This is a genomic window from Paenibacillus sp. FSL R5-0744 (assembly GCF_037972555.1).
Lineage (GTDB): Bacteria > Bacillota > Bacilli > Paenibacillales > Paenibacillaceae > Paenibacillus_AQ.
On record NZ_CP150228.1, the window covers coordinates 3,439,952 to 3,454,726 of the forward strand.

A 14,775-nucleotide genomic window follows, 5' to 3' on the forward strand; every position below is an offset into this window, starting at 1 on the left:
GGGTGCTGTAGAAGGTGCGTGGTAAGATGATTTCAGATTTAAAAGAAAGCGCTTTACATGTTGTGAAGAATGCTTTAACAATAAGACTAGGGGGAATTACATTGAGAATCGAACACACCAAAAAAATTACAGCTACACTGGCGCTAACGCTGCTTCTTACGGCCGGTCTGGCTGGCTGCGGAGGCTCCAAAGAAGAGAACGCCGGAGGGAATACGGAGGAAGCGAGCAACAAACAGGTGACGATCAAGGTCAGCAACTGGCCGAAGCCGAATGAGGAAGCCAAAATTGCTCAGTATGAACAACTCATGGCGAAGATGAAAGCTAATTATCCAGATATCATTGTGGACAAGGATGAATGGGGTTATGATGTCAGCTCTTTCTTGCCTAAAGCGGCTAGCGGTCAGCTTCCTACGGTGTACGAAACCTTTTTTACAGAAACTAGCAAAATCATTAAGGCAAATTACGCGGCAGATATCACGGATACGATGAAAAAATATGGCTATGACAAAGCGATCAATCCAGATCTGCTGAAGATGGTGACCAAGGACGGCAAATATTACGGGATTCCGAAGGACGGCTACGTGATGGGGATGCTGTACAATATGAATCTCTTCAAGGAAGCTGGACTGCTGGACGATAAGGGCATACCAAAGTTCCCTAAAACATATGAAGAGCTGGCACAAACTGCGCAGATCATCAAGCAAAAGACCGGTAAGGCGGGAATATTCCTGCCAACCAAAAGCGGCCAGGGCGGCTGGATGTTCATGAACATTGCTTGGGCTTACGGCGCGGAATTCGAGAAACAGGTAGATGGAAAATGGCAAGCGGTGTTCAATTCTCCAGAGGCAGCGGCGGCCCTGCAATATGTGAAGGACTTGAAATGGAAATATGATGTCCTGCCGGACAATAATCTGGTGGATGTTACGAATGACATGTTCCGCATGTTCGGAACCGATCAAGTCGCTATGAGCTTCGGCATGAATGACTGGCCTCCAGTCATCCAGCAGCAGACCAAAATGTCTAAAGATAATGTAGCAATGTCCGCCCTTCCAGTTGGACCGATCGGGAAACCTGTAACTCTGCTCGGCGGTGGTCTATATATGTTCTCGCCTAATGTAACCCCTGAGCAGATTGATGCTGGATTCAAATGGCTAAAAACCTACGGCTTCACACCGGAGTCCTCAGAAGAGGCATTAACTGGTTGGGATATCGAGAAAAAGACACTGAGTGATCAGGGGCTGATCGTAGGCCCTTACGGCCTGCGGATTTGGACAGATGAGAAACGGATTGGTGAAGAACAGAAGATTCTCGACAAATACAACAATGTAAACTTGGATTTGTTCCGTGATTATATGGACAACGGCAGCAAAGGCATGCGGGCAGAAGAGCCGGTCAACGCTCAGGAATTGTACCAGAAGCTGGATATTGTACTGCAAACCGTCCTAACAGACAAAAACGCAGATCCACTGGAGATTTTGACTAAGGCTGCTGAAGAATTCCAACGTGATTATCTCGACAAGGTGAAATAAACACAGTCAAACGGCGGCGTCGTCCTTCTGAAGGGCGGCGATGCCGTTTCTGCGTAGATTGACAAATCTACTCTAAGGGATAAAGGAGAGGTGCATTATATGGCAGCAAAAGAATGGGGAGGCTGGAGCGCGCGATGGATCTGGCCTTTGGATGAGGAAGGGACAGAAAGTTGGGAGCAGCAACACGAGCGAGTGTATTTTCGCAAAATGTTTGAGCTGCCAGCTGGAGCCGAGAGGGCCTACAGTCTGAATTTGGCCATTACTGCTGACAGTCGCTACAGACTCTTTGTTAACGGGCAGCGTTTATGGGCCGGTCCTTGCAAGGGTCATGGTCATGTACACTATTATGAGGAGTTCAATTTGGACGACGTTTTGCAACCAGGTATAAATGTGATTGCTGTTATGGTAGTTCATTATGCAGGGACATCTCCCTTTGAGCTGGGGGAAGACGGACCTCTATCCATCTGGCGTTCGCAAAAAGGCGGCTTGCTTGTAGAATCGGAAGTTATGAACAATGGGCAGCTTGTGCAGGAACTGAATACAGATACCTCATGGAAAAGCATTAGGGACCACAGCTACCGACTTCAGCCGTTTCCGATTATGCGCTGGATGGGCGGATTGGAAGAGGTGGAGGGGGACGTAGCGCTGCTGGATTGGACGCTGCCGGAATATGACGACAGCCCCTGGTTAGCCGCAAGGATTGTACAGCCGGTGCGGGATGATTATGGCCAATTGGCCCCATGGCAACTGGACAAACGTTCGATTCCGCTGCTGTATGAGCGGGAGCAGCTCTTCCTGAAGCTGATGCGGAGCAGCAGTGGTGAAGGAGATGCCCTATTTGAAAAAGGGCATTGTCTGGAGCTGCGGAATGAAGCTAGTGAGGTTGCCCTGCCATTAGCAGGAATACACGTGGAAGCGGGACAGCAACTCTGGCTGGAGTTGGATGCAGGTGAGCTAATCACAGCTTATCCGCAGCTTAAGCTTCTTGGGGGGGAAGGTAGCCGGATCACCCTCCTGTACGCCGAGTGCTACGAAGAAGAGACTGGGGATGACGAGATCCGCCGCAAAGCTGTCCGCGATGATATGCAGGAGCATGTGTTAAGAGGCGGTTATGACAGCTACTATCCAGCCGGTTATGGCACCTCGGTGCAGATGGAATGCTATGAGCCATTCTGGTTTCGTACTTTCCGGTATGTCCGGCTGGAGGTGAATACTGGAGCTGAGCCTTTGACGATATCCGGCTTCAGTTATCGGGAGACCGGATATCCTTTGCTGCCGGAAGGAAGCTTTCATTGCAACGATGAACGATATAACCAGCTCTGGGAGCTGAGTGTCCGAACACTACAACGCTGCATGCATGAGACCTACGAGGATACGCCGTATTATGAACAGTTGCAATATACCATGGATACCAAACTGATGATGGAATTTACGTACCTGTTATCAGGAGACGACCAATTGGCACGGAGGGCAATGGAAGATTATAGGGCTTCGCAGCTGCCAAACGGCATGTTGCAAAGCCGCTACCCCTCCGTGCTGCCACAGGTCATCCCCTCCTTCTCTTTATATTGGATCGGGATGATTCATGACCACTACAGATCCTTCGGAGATCTGGCTATCATAAATCGGTACCGACTGCCACTGTTATCCGTATTGGACTGGTTCGATCAGCGACTGACACCGCAAGGTATGGTGGACAGAACGCCTCGCCAATATTGGAATTATTTTGACTGGGTGGAAGAATGGCCACTCGGTGCACCAGATTGTACGGATGATGCACCTGCAACCGTGCTTAGCTTGATGTATGCGGCCGCGTTGGAGCAAGCGGCTGAATTGCTTGCCGCCAGCGGGTGGACGCAGATTGCAATTGAATTGCGTCAGCGCAAAGCCGCGGTCAACGCTGCGGTACTGGATTGCTGTCGCCAATCGAACAGCTTGATGTTCCGCGACAGTCCGGCGGCAACAGCGGAAACGCAACTGAGCCAGCATACGCAGGTCTGGGCGATTTTAGCTGGCACGGTGGACATTGTAGAGGGGGCAGCACTACTAGAGGCTACAATGGCTGACACATCACTGGCTAAACTTTCGCTGCCGATGAGCTATTATCTTTTTCGCGCGTTGGAACATTGCGGTTTGTATGACCGCTCCTTCGGACTATGGGCTCGTTGGATGAAACAGCTGGATTTGAACCTCACTACACTCCCAGAAATGGACTCTGTTGGAACCAGAAGTGACTGTCACTCCTGGAGTGCGCTGCCGATCACTGAGTTCACCAGAGGGATATTGGGTGTCCGGCAAGGGATAGAGGGAATAACCATAAAGCCACATTGCGGAGAACTGCAACAGGCCAGTGGAACCGTAAGCACAAGTCTGGGTCCAATACATGTAAAATGGAAAATCCATTCAGAATCGGAGCATAAAAACTTCCATTTTGAAGCTAACTGGCCAGCCGGTTCGGCGATTACAATTATCCTGCCGAATACTGAAGTGCTTTTGACAGATGCAGGTTCTTTTTATAAGGAGATCGACATTAGTCACTTTAGCTGATAGTCTGATTTCAATTGATCTTCGTTTTCGTTGATTCATACACCAGAGGGGATGGGGAGTTATATGTTCAGATCATTCGGCCGCAACATCCGCCTTGTCCTGGTGCTGTTTATTACCGTTTACATTGCCGCTTCGAGTTTCATTTTGTACCGTACTATGGAGCATAGAAGCTTGGATATGTTGCGGCAGTTGTCCGTTCAATACACTGGCCAGCAGCATAAGAACACTCTTTTGTTCATGAACTGGCTAGAGGAGACCTCCAAGCTTATCTCCAACAATCAGGTGGTACAGAATGCGTTGAAAAAACCAGCGTACGACGGAGCGATTTCTCCTATACTTGAGGGCATTCGCTCCTCTAGCAGTGACATTCTCGGCATTTATATTTGGGGTGAAGCAGGGGGGACGTACTCCTCGAGCAATGTATCCGGGCTTCTCCCCTTTACAGAGATCAAGAAAGTTCCGGGGATGGAACAATTTCTGGATAATCGGGAACAGGTTTTGCGCTGGACGGTGCTGAACCGGGAACATCTGATGAACGCGCCTTCTGATCTGCGCGACCGTCTGCTGCTTGAGGTGAAAATTCAGAATACGGAGGGGCAAATTTTAGGTCTGCTCTCGCTCGAAGTTGAGATTGACAAGCTGTACAGCTTCTACCTGTCAGGCAAGAATACGATCTACGGCGAGAATGAAGTTTATCTGCTGACAAGTAACGGAAAGCTGCTGAATGCGGCGGATGTGCCCATGAAGCGACTGCAAGAAATTAGAACTGCGCTGACCACACCGGAGAAGGATAATCCAGCTATGACGGAAGAACAAGATAGTTCTAGTAGCGGTGCTATGGATTTGTTGGAGCGTGAAACGGCCGACGGTTTGATTTTGCTCTATCCGCTGCCCGAATCGGACGAGCGGATTGTCACCTATATCTCTGCAGACGGCATGAATGCAGAGCTGCGGACGTTTAAGTATTTAATGATCGGTTTAAACATCGTCGTGTTTATAGTGTTCTGGTTGCTGATCTCAATGCTTAGTGGCAGTATTGTTAATCCGCTGAAACAGTTGTACTTAAAAATTAACTCCACGATGAAAGACTAAGATTGGCAGTCGGAATGGCAGACAGAATCTATGAAGTATTGGAATTTGAGGCTACCCGATAAATCTGCAAAAGTTCACTGGCTAGCAGTGCTTATATCTACTTGGGTGGGAACCGATCACAGCGAATCTACTTCGTAGGGGCTTGTTCAACTATTGGGCTGGATAACGTTATGGTAAGATAATGCAATAGAACATATGGGGTGAAAATATGAGAATGTATGCTCTTCTTACAGAACCAATAGGGGACATAAGTAAGGTAATGATTTATGAATCAAAGTATCGTGTTTATTTATTTCTATTTGAAACTCATGAAAATAAGGGTGCAAATGCTGACTATTGTTATGAAACATTAGAAGAAGCAATGGAATTCTGCAATGAGGAACTAAACATAGTTGAGGAACAGTGGGTTGTTATTAACGATCCTAAAGACGGGGAACAACACGATATTATTTATTAAATCAGTATTGTCAGCATTGAGCAGAATATCTACCCACACTGCTCACACGTCAAAAAAAGAAATCGTTCTTTGTGAGAAAAGTGAAAGTACCACCTACCTCTCAAAAAAGGAACGATTTCTTTGTAGTGTCCGCATTCATTAACAATCTTAGTTAATTGGGCAGCTCCTTCTTCAAGCTAATTGTAACCGTGGTGCCTTGCCCCGGAGTGCTGGAGATGCTTAGCCCATATTGAGGACCGTATTCCAGCTTGATCCGTTCGTCCACATTTCGCAACCCATATCCGCTCTGGAACAGCACATCTTCCTTAGCTTGGCTAAGTGTCGCGCCGTTGGCAAAGCCGACTCCATCATCCGTCACTGTAAAGCGAATCTCATCCTCCAGCAGCTCGCCTTTAATCCAGATTCTGCCCATGCCACGTTTCTCGCTGATGCCGTGCTTGATCGCATTCTCTGCGATTGGCTGAAGAATCAGCTTTAGAATGCGGACTTTGCGCAGCGGTTCCTCAATATCGTATTCAATCTCGAATTTATTTGGGAAACGCATTTGCTCGACCGTCACAAAACTCTCCACCAAACGGATTTCTTCGTCGACAGTAACGAATTTATCGCCTTTATGCAGGCTAATCCGAAAAAAGGTAGCGAGAGAAGAAATCAGCCGCTCAATGTCGGGCTGCTTCTTCAGCCGGGCAATCCAGGCAATCGCATCTAACGTGTTGTAGAGGAAATGAGGATTGATCTGCGACTGCAGCGCAGTCAGCTCCGCCTTGCGCTGCTTCTCTTTTTCCTCATCTTTTTCAAGCATTAATTGGCTGATCCGTTCTACCATCTGATAGTAGCTGTTCTCTAGCTGGAAAATCTCATCGACCTGCGCCCGCTGCTCATAGACAGCTGCTAAGTCTTTTTTGCCAAACAGACTCAGCTTCTTCTTCAAGTTCAGTAGTGGTCGGGTGATTTTGGCCGCCAGATAAAAGGAAAGAATCAGTAGGACAATGAAGGTAACACTGGCGAAAAGAAGGGCATTTCGGTTACCCTTGGCAATTCCCTCCAGCAACTTGTGGCTAGAAATCACACTGGTGAACTCCCAGCTAACGCCAAGCGTTTCCAACCTAGGATTCAAAGGATAAGTAGCAATGATATAGGAATTCCCGTTATCTGACCAGGTGCGGTAGCCTTCTTTCTGACCCGGACGAAGAGGGGCGTTCTCCTCCAAAAAATTGCCCAAGAGCCGTTTGTCGGGATGAGATATAATCCGGTCGCTGGAAGTCAGGAAGGAGTAGCCAATGCCAGTGAAACTGGAGGAATAAAGATCTGCCAAGGCTGCTTCTCTGACATAGATGATGACGACCCCTATATTTTGCCCCGTATTGAAGTTGCGGAATTGCTGTCCAAAGGGGATATAGGCATTGCCGTCTCCATCTCGTTTGATTTCTCCGACAACAGGCATGCTGCTCTCTTGAATGCGTTTGATGAATAAAGCTTCGGGAACCTCGAGCATTTGCTCCTTGGACTGATAAGAATAAAGCATATTATCATTGGTGTTGATGATTACATTGCCCACCAGATCATTCTGTGCCAGCATACCGTCGATGATAGCCCCGATCCGTAATTCCTTGTCTGCTGCCGGCAGGGAATCGTTATTAATGATCTGGTAAATGTCGCTGTTCACCAGAAATCGCAGGAACAACATCTGAATGTCATCGACCATCAACTCCACACTGAGCCCAATTTGGCGCTGAGTCTGGACCACATGGCGATACAGATCCTTTTGCAGATAGGTATAGGAATAGAAGTTAAAAATAACAAGCATCAGCACCAGATGCAGAGACAATCCCACTAACAGGACAACAACAATCCGACTTTTGATCTTGAACTTCCGCATCCAAGAATCCATCCGGTTGGCCATCGTTAGCTTAACCATAGGTTTTTGCATATTCGCTCGGTGGGATGCCCGTCATCTTTTTGAAAATCTGGCTAAAGTATTTGGAGTCGGTGAAACCAACCTGATTGCCTACCTCATAGACCCGGTACATCGGATTGCGTAGCATACGTTTGGCTTCTTCAATCCGATATTCCGTCAGACATTCATAGAACGTCTTGTTCAAATCTTTGCGGAATAGATGCATTAAATGGGTTGGACTGACGAACACCGCAGCAGCAACCATCTCCACGGTAATGTTCCCAGCATAATGCTCCCGGATAAAAGCGAGGGCGTCTCTGATTTCACGCCGGCATCGAGCTCCGGCCTCTTCCTCAGCGTACAACACGCGTTCAATACCAGACAAGGCACGCTGCGCAGCAAGCACAGCCTGTTTGTATGAATCTACGATTCCGTTCCATTTTTCAGTTGGTTTGCCGATGCCAACGCTAAGAGCCTGGCCGAAGTGCTGCTGGCTCCATTCCGATAGCTGCTTACCTAATCTGCGGGCAGAATCACCGGCAAGCTCAGGTTCATCGGTTCGGAGAATCATAACCCACTCCAGATGACTATCGCGGAATAGACAGAGCTGTTCAAAAGAATACGCTTCCAGAATAACCGCTGTTTCATCCTCCAACGCTTTGCCTACATCAGTTCCTTGAAGACCATTGTCAGCAGGGAAGGCTATGGACAGCGGCAGCATAGCTTTTCCTTGTTCCAATTGCAGCTCCAGAAGCTTTATTTTGCTGGTAATGAATTCCTCACTATGCAGCTGGCCATGCAGTAAATCCTGCCAGAATTGTTTGGATATCGCGGTAATTTCCTCATTAAGCTGTGAATATCGCTTGGAGAGTTGCTTTTTCCCCAGGATTTCATCGCCAACGCTTCGTACTGTATCTGCGAGTTCTTCTATATTAATGGGCTTCAGCAAATAGGTGGAGGCACCATAACGTAATGCAGCCTGCGCATATTGAAATTCGTCATAACCGCTAAGTACGACAATGCCTACGAGCATGTCCTGCTCCCGTATTTTCTCGATAAGTTCAAGACCGTTCATATACGGCATACGGATATCGGTAATAATCACATCCGGGCGGTGCTGTAGTGCAAGCTCCAAACCCTCCTCGCCATTGCTGGCTTCTCCTATGATCTCGACGTTGTATTCTGCCCAGTCTATGGTTTGGGTGATGCCCATACGGACGAGATATTCATCATCTACTATAAGCGCTTTCAACATTGGCCTCACCTCGAAGTAGTTTCTAATATGTCTTACAGTCATTATAAACATGAAACCTCCTTTAGAGGAGCGGTAATTTCTCAGTTGTCAGGATCACAAACGATTTCGCAGTATGTTCACCGGTGGCTAAGTACAAAAATGTCCGCATCGCCGAAGTTCTAAACATTTCAACAGCTTAACAAACCGTTTCATAGGATTCCATCCTAACTTTTGCAAAATGTACTGTGATAGACTTTAACCGTAAAAGAGCGGTAAGCGCTTTTATAAATACATGACATCGAAATTGAACGCTGTAGGAGGAGTACCCTTGATACAAAATTCATTTATTCCATTCGGGTTTCAATATTACCGTTCCCCAACCTCATTCCGGGATCAATGGGAAAAAGACCTAAGCAATATTGCCGGGCAGGGCTTCAATTGTGTGAAGTATTGGGTGCAGTGGCGCGCCAGCGTGTCCAAAGAAGGGATCTACCAGTTCGATGATATTCAGGAGCTGATGGATATTGCTCAACAGTATGGCTTAAAGGTCATTTTGAACGTGATTTTCGATGTGGCGCCAGCCTGGTTTTATAAAAAACATCCTGATTCCAAAATGATCACAGCAGACGGTTCCGTTCTGGAACCAAGGGCAATTAACTGCCGCCAGATTGGCGGAGCTCCTGGACCTTGTTATCACCATGCAGCTGCAGCCACGGAGAAGGCGAAATTTCTGTCGGAAACAGTGAAGACTTTCAAAGATCATCCTGCACTCTGGGTGTGGGATTTATGGAATGAGCCTGAGCTGACGACAGGGATTAAGCGCAAGCTGTCATTTGACAACCAGGTATGTTATTGCGAGCACTCAGTGCTGGCATTCCAAGAATGGCTGAAAAATAAATATATTACTCTGGAAGCTCTGAACGAATCATGGCAGCGGACTTACGGAAGCTGGGAAGAAGTAGAGGCACCGCGTGGGCAAGGCGTATTCAATGATTTGGTGGACTGGCGGCTGTTCATGTCCGGTACTTTAACAGATGAGCTGCGGAGCCGGGTAGATACTGTGAAGTCACTGGATCTGCTGCATCCTGTTATGGCACATACTGTTCCAGCTCCTATTTTTAATATGATTACAGCAGGTTCAGACGACTTTAAGCTGGCTGAGCCCTGTGACCTGACAGGCAATAGCCTAGGGTCCTCAGCTTGGTCGGCTGATCTACTGATCTCTGCCGCCAAAGGCAAACCGATCATCAACTCAGAGATTCATGCGCTGCCTGGCAATACGGCGATGAAACCGCGCCAGCCGGAGCTGCGAGAAATGAAGCGGCATATTCTGACCCCGCTCGCCCGTGGCATCACGGGATATCTGTTCTGGCAGTATAGACCGGAGGTATTAGGACAGGAGGCTCCGGCTTGGGGTAGTGTGTATTTGGACGGCAGTCCAACCCCATGGTACAAGGATATGGCCCAACTAAATAAGCTTGTGCAATACAATAAGCATGAGCTTTTACAGGCAAAACGGCGTGGGGACGGGATTGCTATTCTATTCAGCCCACAGAACCAAATCGCAAACTTTGCTGCCCATGATCATTTGGACACCTATAATGATTCCCTGCAAGGCGTCCATAAACTGCTACATGATCTTAATTATAAAGTGGAATTTCTGCATGAGTCGGATGTTACGGAAAAGACATTGGAGCAATACCGCTGCCTGTGGATGCCTTATCCACTGTATCTGAACCGTAAACTGTGTGACCTCCTGCGTGAGTGGGTAGAAAAGGGAGGCATATTGGTTTCGGAATGCTCCTTCGGCGCGCTTCAGGCAGAGAATGGCTGTCACAGCTATACAGTTCCCGGTTATGGATTTGATGAAGTCTTTGGGGTTCGGGAGACTTGGATTCATTCTGCCGAGAACCTGGATCATAGCTATCATCAGGTAGCATTCGAATCACGGACGGCGATCCCACTCCTTAATGTAATGAAACACAGCAAGGAAGGGGAAGCAGCCGCAGATGATAAGGCACACGGCTCCTATTACAAATCAGATATTGAGCTGCAAAGTCATGTGAAGGTCCTAGCCGAATTTGCCGAGGACAACATGCCTGTGTTGACGGCCGCCGCTTATGGCAATGGGCGTGCTGTGTGGTTCGGTACCTTACTTGCGGCTGCCTACTGGCAGGATGGACATACCGGAACGCTCCAGTTGGTGCGCGATCTTTTACAGCAGGAATTGAAGCTACAGCCGAATGTGCAAGTAAGCGGAGGTGTCCGCGCTGATCTTTCCGAGTGGGAAGTTGAAGAAGACAGAGGTGCGTTCCTCTATGTGAATAATGAAGGGTACACGTTGGCAGAAGCCAAAGTTACGCTGCCTGCCAATTATACTTCAGCAGAGCCATGGTTTGACGATGGGAATGCAAAAATTCAGCCAATAAATCCGTTTGAACCTTCAACAACTCAACTGTCTATACGGGTAGAAGCAGGAGATGTTCAAGTATTTCGATTATCTTAGCCGGCAGCAGTTAAGGTCGGAGATTATAGAGCTGGTGTAAGCCAGCCAAAGGAGTGTATCCATTTGGGTTTGTTAGATTATGTTAATCCATTACAGGGGACTAAGTCGGATTTCCGCTACTCACACGGTAATACGCTGCCGCTTTCAGCGATGCCATTTGGCATGGCGGCTTGGAGCCCGCAAACCCATGAAGCAGGGGGGACCTGGTTCTTCCATCCGCACCATCGCCACCTGGAGGGCATACGACTAACTCACCAGCCCAGTCCTTGGATCGGAGATTATGGACATCTAACACTTTTGCCGCAGACTGGACCGTTATTGCTTAGTCCTGATTCGCGCTCATCTTCCTTTAAACCGGAAGAGATGCAAGTGTCCCCACACTACTTCGGAGTGTCTCTTCAACGATATCGTACCCGACTGGAGCTGACCCCTACAGAGCGCTGTGCAGTGATTAGAATAACATACGCTAAGGGGCAGCAGAACAGGCTCATAATAGCACCGCTGAAAGGCGAGTCACATATCACCTTTCAACCGGATAAACGCAGGATTATCGGCTTTACAAGAGGCCATACTGCCGGGGTTCCCGATAATTTTGCAATGTATTTCGTCTTTCAGTTTGATACGAACATTCTTATAGAAGCGTCGGGAATCTTTGACGGGGATTATCAGCCAATGGGCACATATGAAGGAACTGGCGAAAGGCTGGGCGCATACGTAGGATTAGCCGTACCGGAATCCGGTATAGTAGGAGTGAAATGCGGCACTTCTTTTATCAGCAAGGAACAGGCGCTGCTGAATCTGGACCGGGAAGTCGGCAAGAGCAGCTTTGGGGAGATTTTGAGCAAAGCAGAGGCAAGCTGGGAAGAACGATTGAGCCGCATTGTAGCCGAAAGCGCGGATGAAGAGAACCTCCGCACCTTTTACAGCTGCATGTACCGAATCTGCCTGTTCCCGAGAACGTGGCATGAATATAATGAGCAGAACGAGCAAATTCATTACAGTCCTTTTAACGGTAGCATTTGCCGGGGGCCAATGTATTCAGATATTGGACTGTGGGATGTATACCGGACTAGCTTCCCGTTATACAGTGTCCTGTTTCCATCCTTGCTCGGTGAGATCATGCAGGCTTGGACATTAGCCTACGGTGAAAGCGGCTGGCTGCCAAAATGGCTGTCACCAGGCGAACGCAGTGCCATGCCCGGCACACTGATCGATGCGGCAGCTGCGGATGCCGTGGTTAAGGGCATCGGCGGCTTCGACGTAGAGCTACTATATGAAGGTTTGCTGAAACATGCAGATCGTCCGGCTACAGACGAGAAGCTGGGTAGACGGGGGCTAGAATTGTATTTGCAGCACGGCTATCTGCCGCATGATCGTTTTCATGAAAGTGTAAGCAACACGCTGGATTATATATACGGGGACTTCTGTATAGCCCAGATTGCCAAAGCACTCGGCAAAATGGATGATTATGAGCGTTTTATGGACCGGGCGCAGAATTACAAACTGCTGTTTGATCCCGAGGTTGGTTTTATGAGAGGCCGTAACGAGGACGGTACTTGGCAGGAAGGATTTGATCCTTTGGCGTGGGGTGATCCGTTCTGTGAAGGTGGAGCTTGGCAAGGGAGCTGGGCGGTTCCCCATGACTTCCCGGGATTAGCCAGTCTGATGGGTGGCGAGGAAGCTTTTGTTCGGCGTCTGGACCAGTTAATGGCCGAGGAACCGATATTCAAAGTGGGATCTTATGGCTTGGAAATTCATGAAATGTCGGAAATGGCTGCGGCCGATCTAGGGCAGTTTGCCATCAGCAATCAGCCCAGCTTTCATATTCCTTATATTTTCGCCAGACTCGGGGCATTGTCCAAAACACAGTACTGGGTTCGCAAAACCATGGCTAAACTATTCAACAGTGGAATGGATGGGTTGCCCGGTGACGAGGATAATGGCAGCATGGGTGCCTGGTATATTTGGAGCGCCATCGGACTGTATCCGTTAAGTCCCGGGATTTCTGAATATGTACTGGGCAGCCCACTATTTGATAAAGTAACGATTCGGCTTGAAAATGGGCGGCAATGGGTCATTGAAGCGCAAAACAACAGCCCCGCCAATGTGTACAGTAAATCAATCCACTGGAACCATACGCTTTGGGAGCACCATTCTTTGCCTCATGAAGAGATTATCAAAGGCGGCGTCCTGAGCTTCAGTATGTTTTCGGGTTAGCCCAACATAAGAGCAATGCTAAGCAGTCCGGAACATTCTGGGCTGTTTTTGTATTTATAGATGGAGCATCTTGCTCTTTTTAGGCAAATGGTGAAATGGCAAACCATTTCGCAGCATTCCCGCCTGTTTTTTCAAAGGTAACATGTCTAATATCGAAGAGAATGAAAGCGCTTAATATGAGTGCAGAGAGGAGGAATCAACTTATGACTTTAAGACTTCATTCCAAAAGAAATCGACTTATCACTATTCTGTTCGCTCTGATTGCAGGAAGCCTGCTGCTGATTGGCTCGATGAATGTGCAGGCTCCACAAGCAGAAGAACCACTTCTGACCCTTAACGAACAGGAGGTCACTGCAGCGGAGTTCAACTGGCATCTTCAAATGAATCGGGCACTGACTGCTGACTACTTCAAACAGACCTACGATGCCGACTACTCAGAGAAATTCTGGTCTACCGAATATTCCGGCGAAAAACCAATCCACAGGTGGATAAAAGAATCCCAGACGCAGCTACTGACGAAGCGGATGGAGTTGCAGCTTGCCCAAGAAGCAGGTGTGGTATCGGATATCAGCTATGAAGGTTTTCTAAAAGGAATGGAGCACGAGAATCAACGGAGGAGTCAGGCGGCAGCGAATAAGGAAGTGGTGTATGGTCCTCTTCATCTGGAAGCGCAGGCCTATTACAGTTATTACATGAGCAACTTTGAGGATGCCACGATTGAGGCAATGCGCAGCAACGGAGGTATCGTGATTTCAGATGAACAGGTAAGGCTGGAATATGAAGCCAAGCAAGCTGCTAAATATTCTCGGCCGGGAGCTATACATCTTGAATGGGCATCACTGCCCTTTGGTCCGGAAACAGAATACAAGGATCAGCAGGAGGCCATGGAGAAAATGGAATTGCTCCGGGCAGCAGCAACAGCAGAAATAAGATCAGACGCAGGCATCCGTCAGCAGGCAAAAGAGCTGGGTATAAACGTGGGCGAAGTCAAAATAACAAGTGCTTCCCGGCGAACAGCAGCGTTGGAAAATCCTAAGGTATTGCTTGCTGCAGATCAGCTTGCACCTGGACAGATTAGTGGCTTGTTTGCTGAAAATGCGGCCATCCATCTACTTTACTGTCTATCGGTAGAGGATGCAGGAGTTATACCTTTCGATCAAGTGAAGGATGCTATCACACTTCATTTGGCGCAACAGAAGTTTAGATCCATGGTGGACGATAAGCTATCCAAAGCTGTCCCAGAATGGAATTACCCAATGGCTGAAAGACTCGCAAACCAAGCCATTCAATAAATGT

General features: G+C 48.1%; 9 protein-coding genes. 7 read left to right on the forward strand and 2 right to left on the reverse strand.

The window, feature by feature from the left end; translation table 11 throughout:
• The first annotated feature begins 101 nt into the window (after window positions 1–101).
• The 4 genes from MKY19_RS15090 to MKY19_RS15105 all read left to right on the forward strand — a co-directional run bounded on the left by MKY19_RS15090 (window position 102) and on the right by MKY19_RS15105 (window position 5,625).
• A complete protein-coding gene (locus MKY19_RS15090) occupies window positions 102–1,529 on the forward strand; it encodes an extracellular solute-binding protein (RefSeq protein ID WP_156113113.1) in 1,428 nt (475 codons plus the stop codon).
• A 99-nt stretch (window positions 1,530–1,628) separates the two neighbouring features.
• Window positions 1,629–4,076: an alpha-L-rhamnosidase N-terminal domain-containing protein gene (locus tag MKY19_RS15095; protein ID WP_339795758.1), complete on the forward strand. Its 2,448-nt coding sequence runs from the start codon at window positions 1,629–1,631 to the stop codon at window positions 4,074–4,076.
• Between the two features lie 63 nt (window positions 4,077–4,139).
• Window positions 4,140–5,168 carry a hypothetical protein gene (locus tag MKY19_RS15100; RefSeq protein ID WP_339795759.1) on the forward strand — a complete coding sequence of 343 codons (1,029 nt, stop codon included), beginning with the start codon at window positions 4,140–4,142 and terminating at the stop codon, window positions 5,166–5,168.
• 208 nt (window positions 5,169–5,376) lie between these two features.
• Window positions 5,377–5,625 carry a hypothetical protein gene (locus MKY19_RS15105; protein ID WP_042188352.1) on the forward strand — a complete coding sequence of 83 codons (249 nt, stop codon included), beginning with the start codon at window positions 5,377–5,379 and terminating at the stop codon, window positions 5,623–5,625.
• A 151-nt stretch (window positions 5,626–5,776) separates the two neighbouring features.
• Here MKY19_RS15105 and MKY19_RS15110 read toward each other — a convergent pair whose 3' ends face one another.
• Together MKY19_RS15110 and MKY19_RS15115 are read right to left on the reverse strand one after the other, a co-directional pair.
• Entirely contained in the window at window positions 5,777–7,555 is a 1,779-nt protein-coding gene (locus tag MKY19_RS15110) for a sensor histidine kinase (protein ID WP_339795761.1), read from the reverse strand.
• Window positions 7,536–8,819 carry a response regulator gene (locus tag MKY19_RS15115; RefSeq protein WP_339795763.1) on the reverse strand — a complete coding sequence of 428 codons (1,284 nt, stop codon included), beginning with the start codon at window positions 8,817–8,819 and terminating at the stop codon, window positions 7,536–7,538. The genes MKY19_RS15110 and MKY19_RS15115 overlap by 20 nt, the downstream gene beginning before the upstream one ends.
• A 265-nt stretch (window positions 8,820–9,084) precedes the next feature.
• Between MKY19_RS15115 and MKY19_RS15120 the strand changes: the two genes are divergently transcribed.
• The 3 genes from MKY19_RS15120 (at window position 9,085) to MKY19_RS15130 (ending at window position 14,771) form a co-directional block, all read left to right on the forward strand.
• Window positions 9,085–11,262 carry an alpha-amylase family protein gene (locus MKY19_RS15120; protein ID WP_339795765.1) on the forward strand — a complete coding sequence of 726 codons (2,178 nt, stop codon included), beginning with the start codon at window positions 9,085–9,087 and terminating at the stop codon, window positions 11,260–11,262.
• Window positions 11,263–11,319: 57 nt separating this feature from the next.
• Window positions 11,320–13,479 (forward strand): GH92 family glycosyl hydrolase, encoded by a 2,160-nt coding sequence (locus MKY19_RS15125; protein ID WP_339804311.1) that lies wholly within the window; start codon window positions 11,320–11,322, stop codon window positions 13,477–13,479.
• A 203-nt stretch (window positions 13,480–13,682) separates the two neighbouring features.
• Window positions 13,683–14,771 (forward strand): peptidyl-prolyl cis-trans isomerase, encoded by a 1,089-nt coding sequence (locus tag MKY19_RS15130; protein ID WP_339795767.1) that lies wholly within the window; start codon window positions 13,683–13,685, stop codon window positions 14,769–14,771.
• Window positions 14,772–14,775 lie beyond the last annotated feature (4 nt).

Coding starts and splice junctions, on each gene's coding strand:
- MKY19_RS15100 (WP_339795759.1), top strand. CDS start 4,140: ATGTTCAGATCATTCGGCCGCAACATCCGCCTTGTCCTGGTGCTGTTT.
- MKY19_RS15110 (WP_339795761.1), bottom strand. CDS start 7,555: ATGCAAAAACCTATGGTTAAGCTAACGATGGCCAACCGGATGGATTCT.
- MKY19_RS15115 (WP_339795763.1), bottom strand. CDS start 8,819: ATGACTGTAAGACATATTAGAAACTACTTCGAGGTGAGGCCAATGTTG.
- MKY19_RS15095 (WP_339795758.1), top strand. CDS start 1,629: ATGGCAGCAAAAGAATGGGGAGGCTGGAGCGCGCGATGGATCTGGCCT.
- MKY19_RS15130 (WP_339795767.1), top strand. CDS start 13,683: ATGACTTTAAGACTTCATTCCAAAAGAAATCGACTTATCACTATTCTG.
- MKY19_RS15105 (WP_042188352.1), top strand. CDS start 5,377: ATGAGAATGTATGCTCTTCTTACAGAACCAATAGGGGACATAAGTAAG.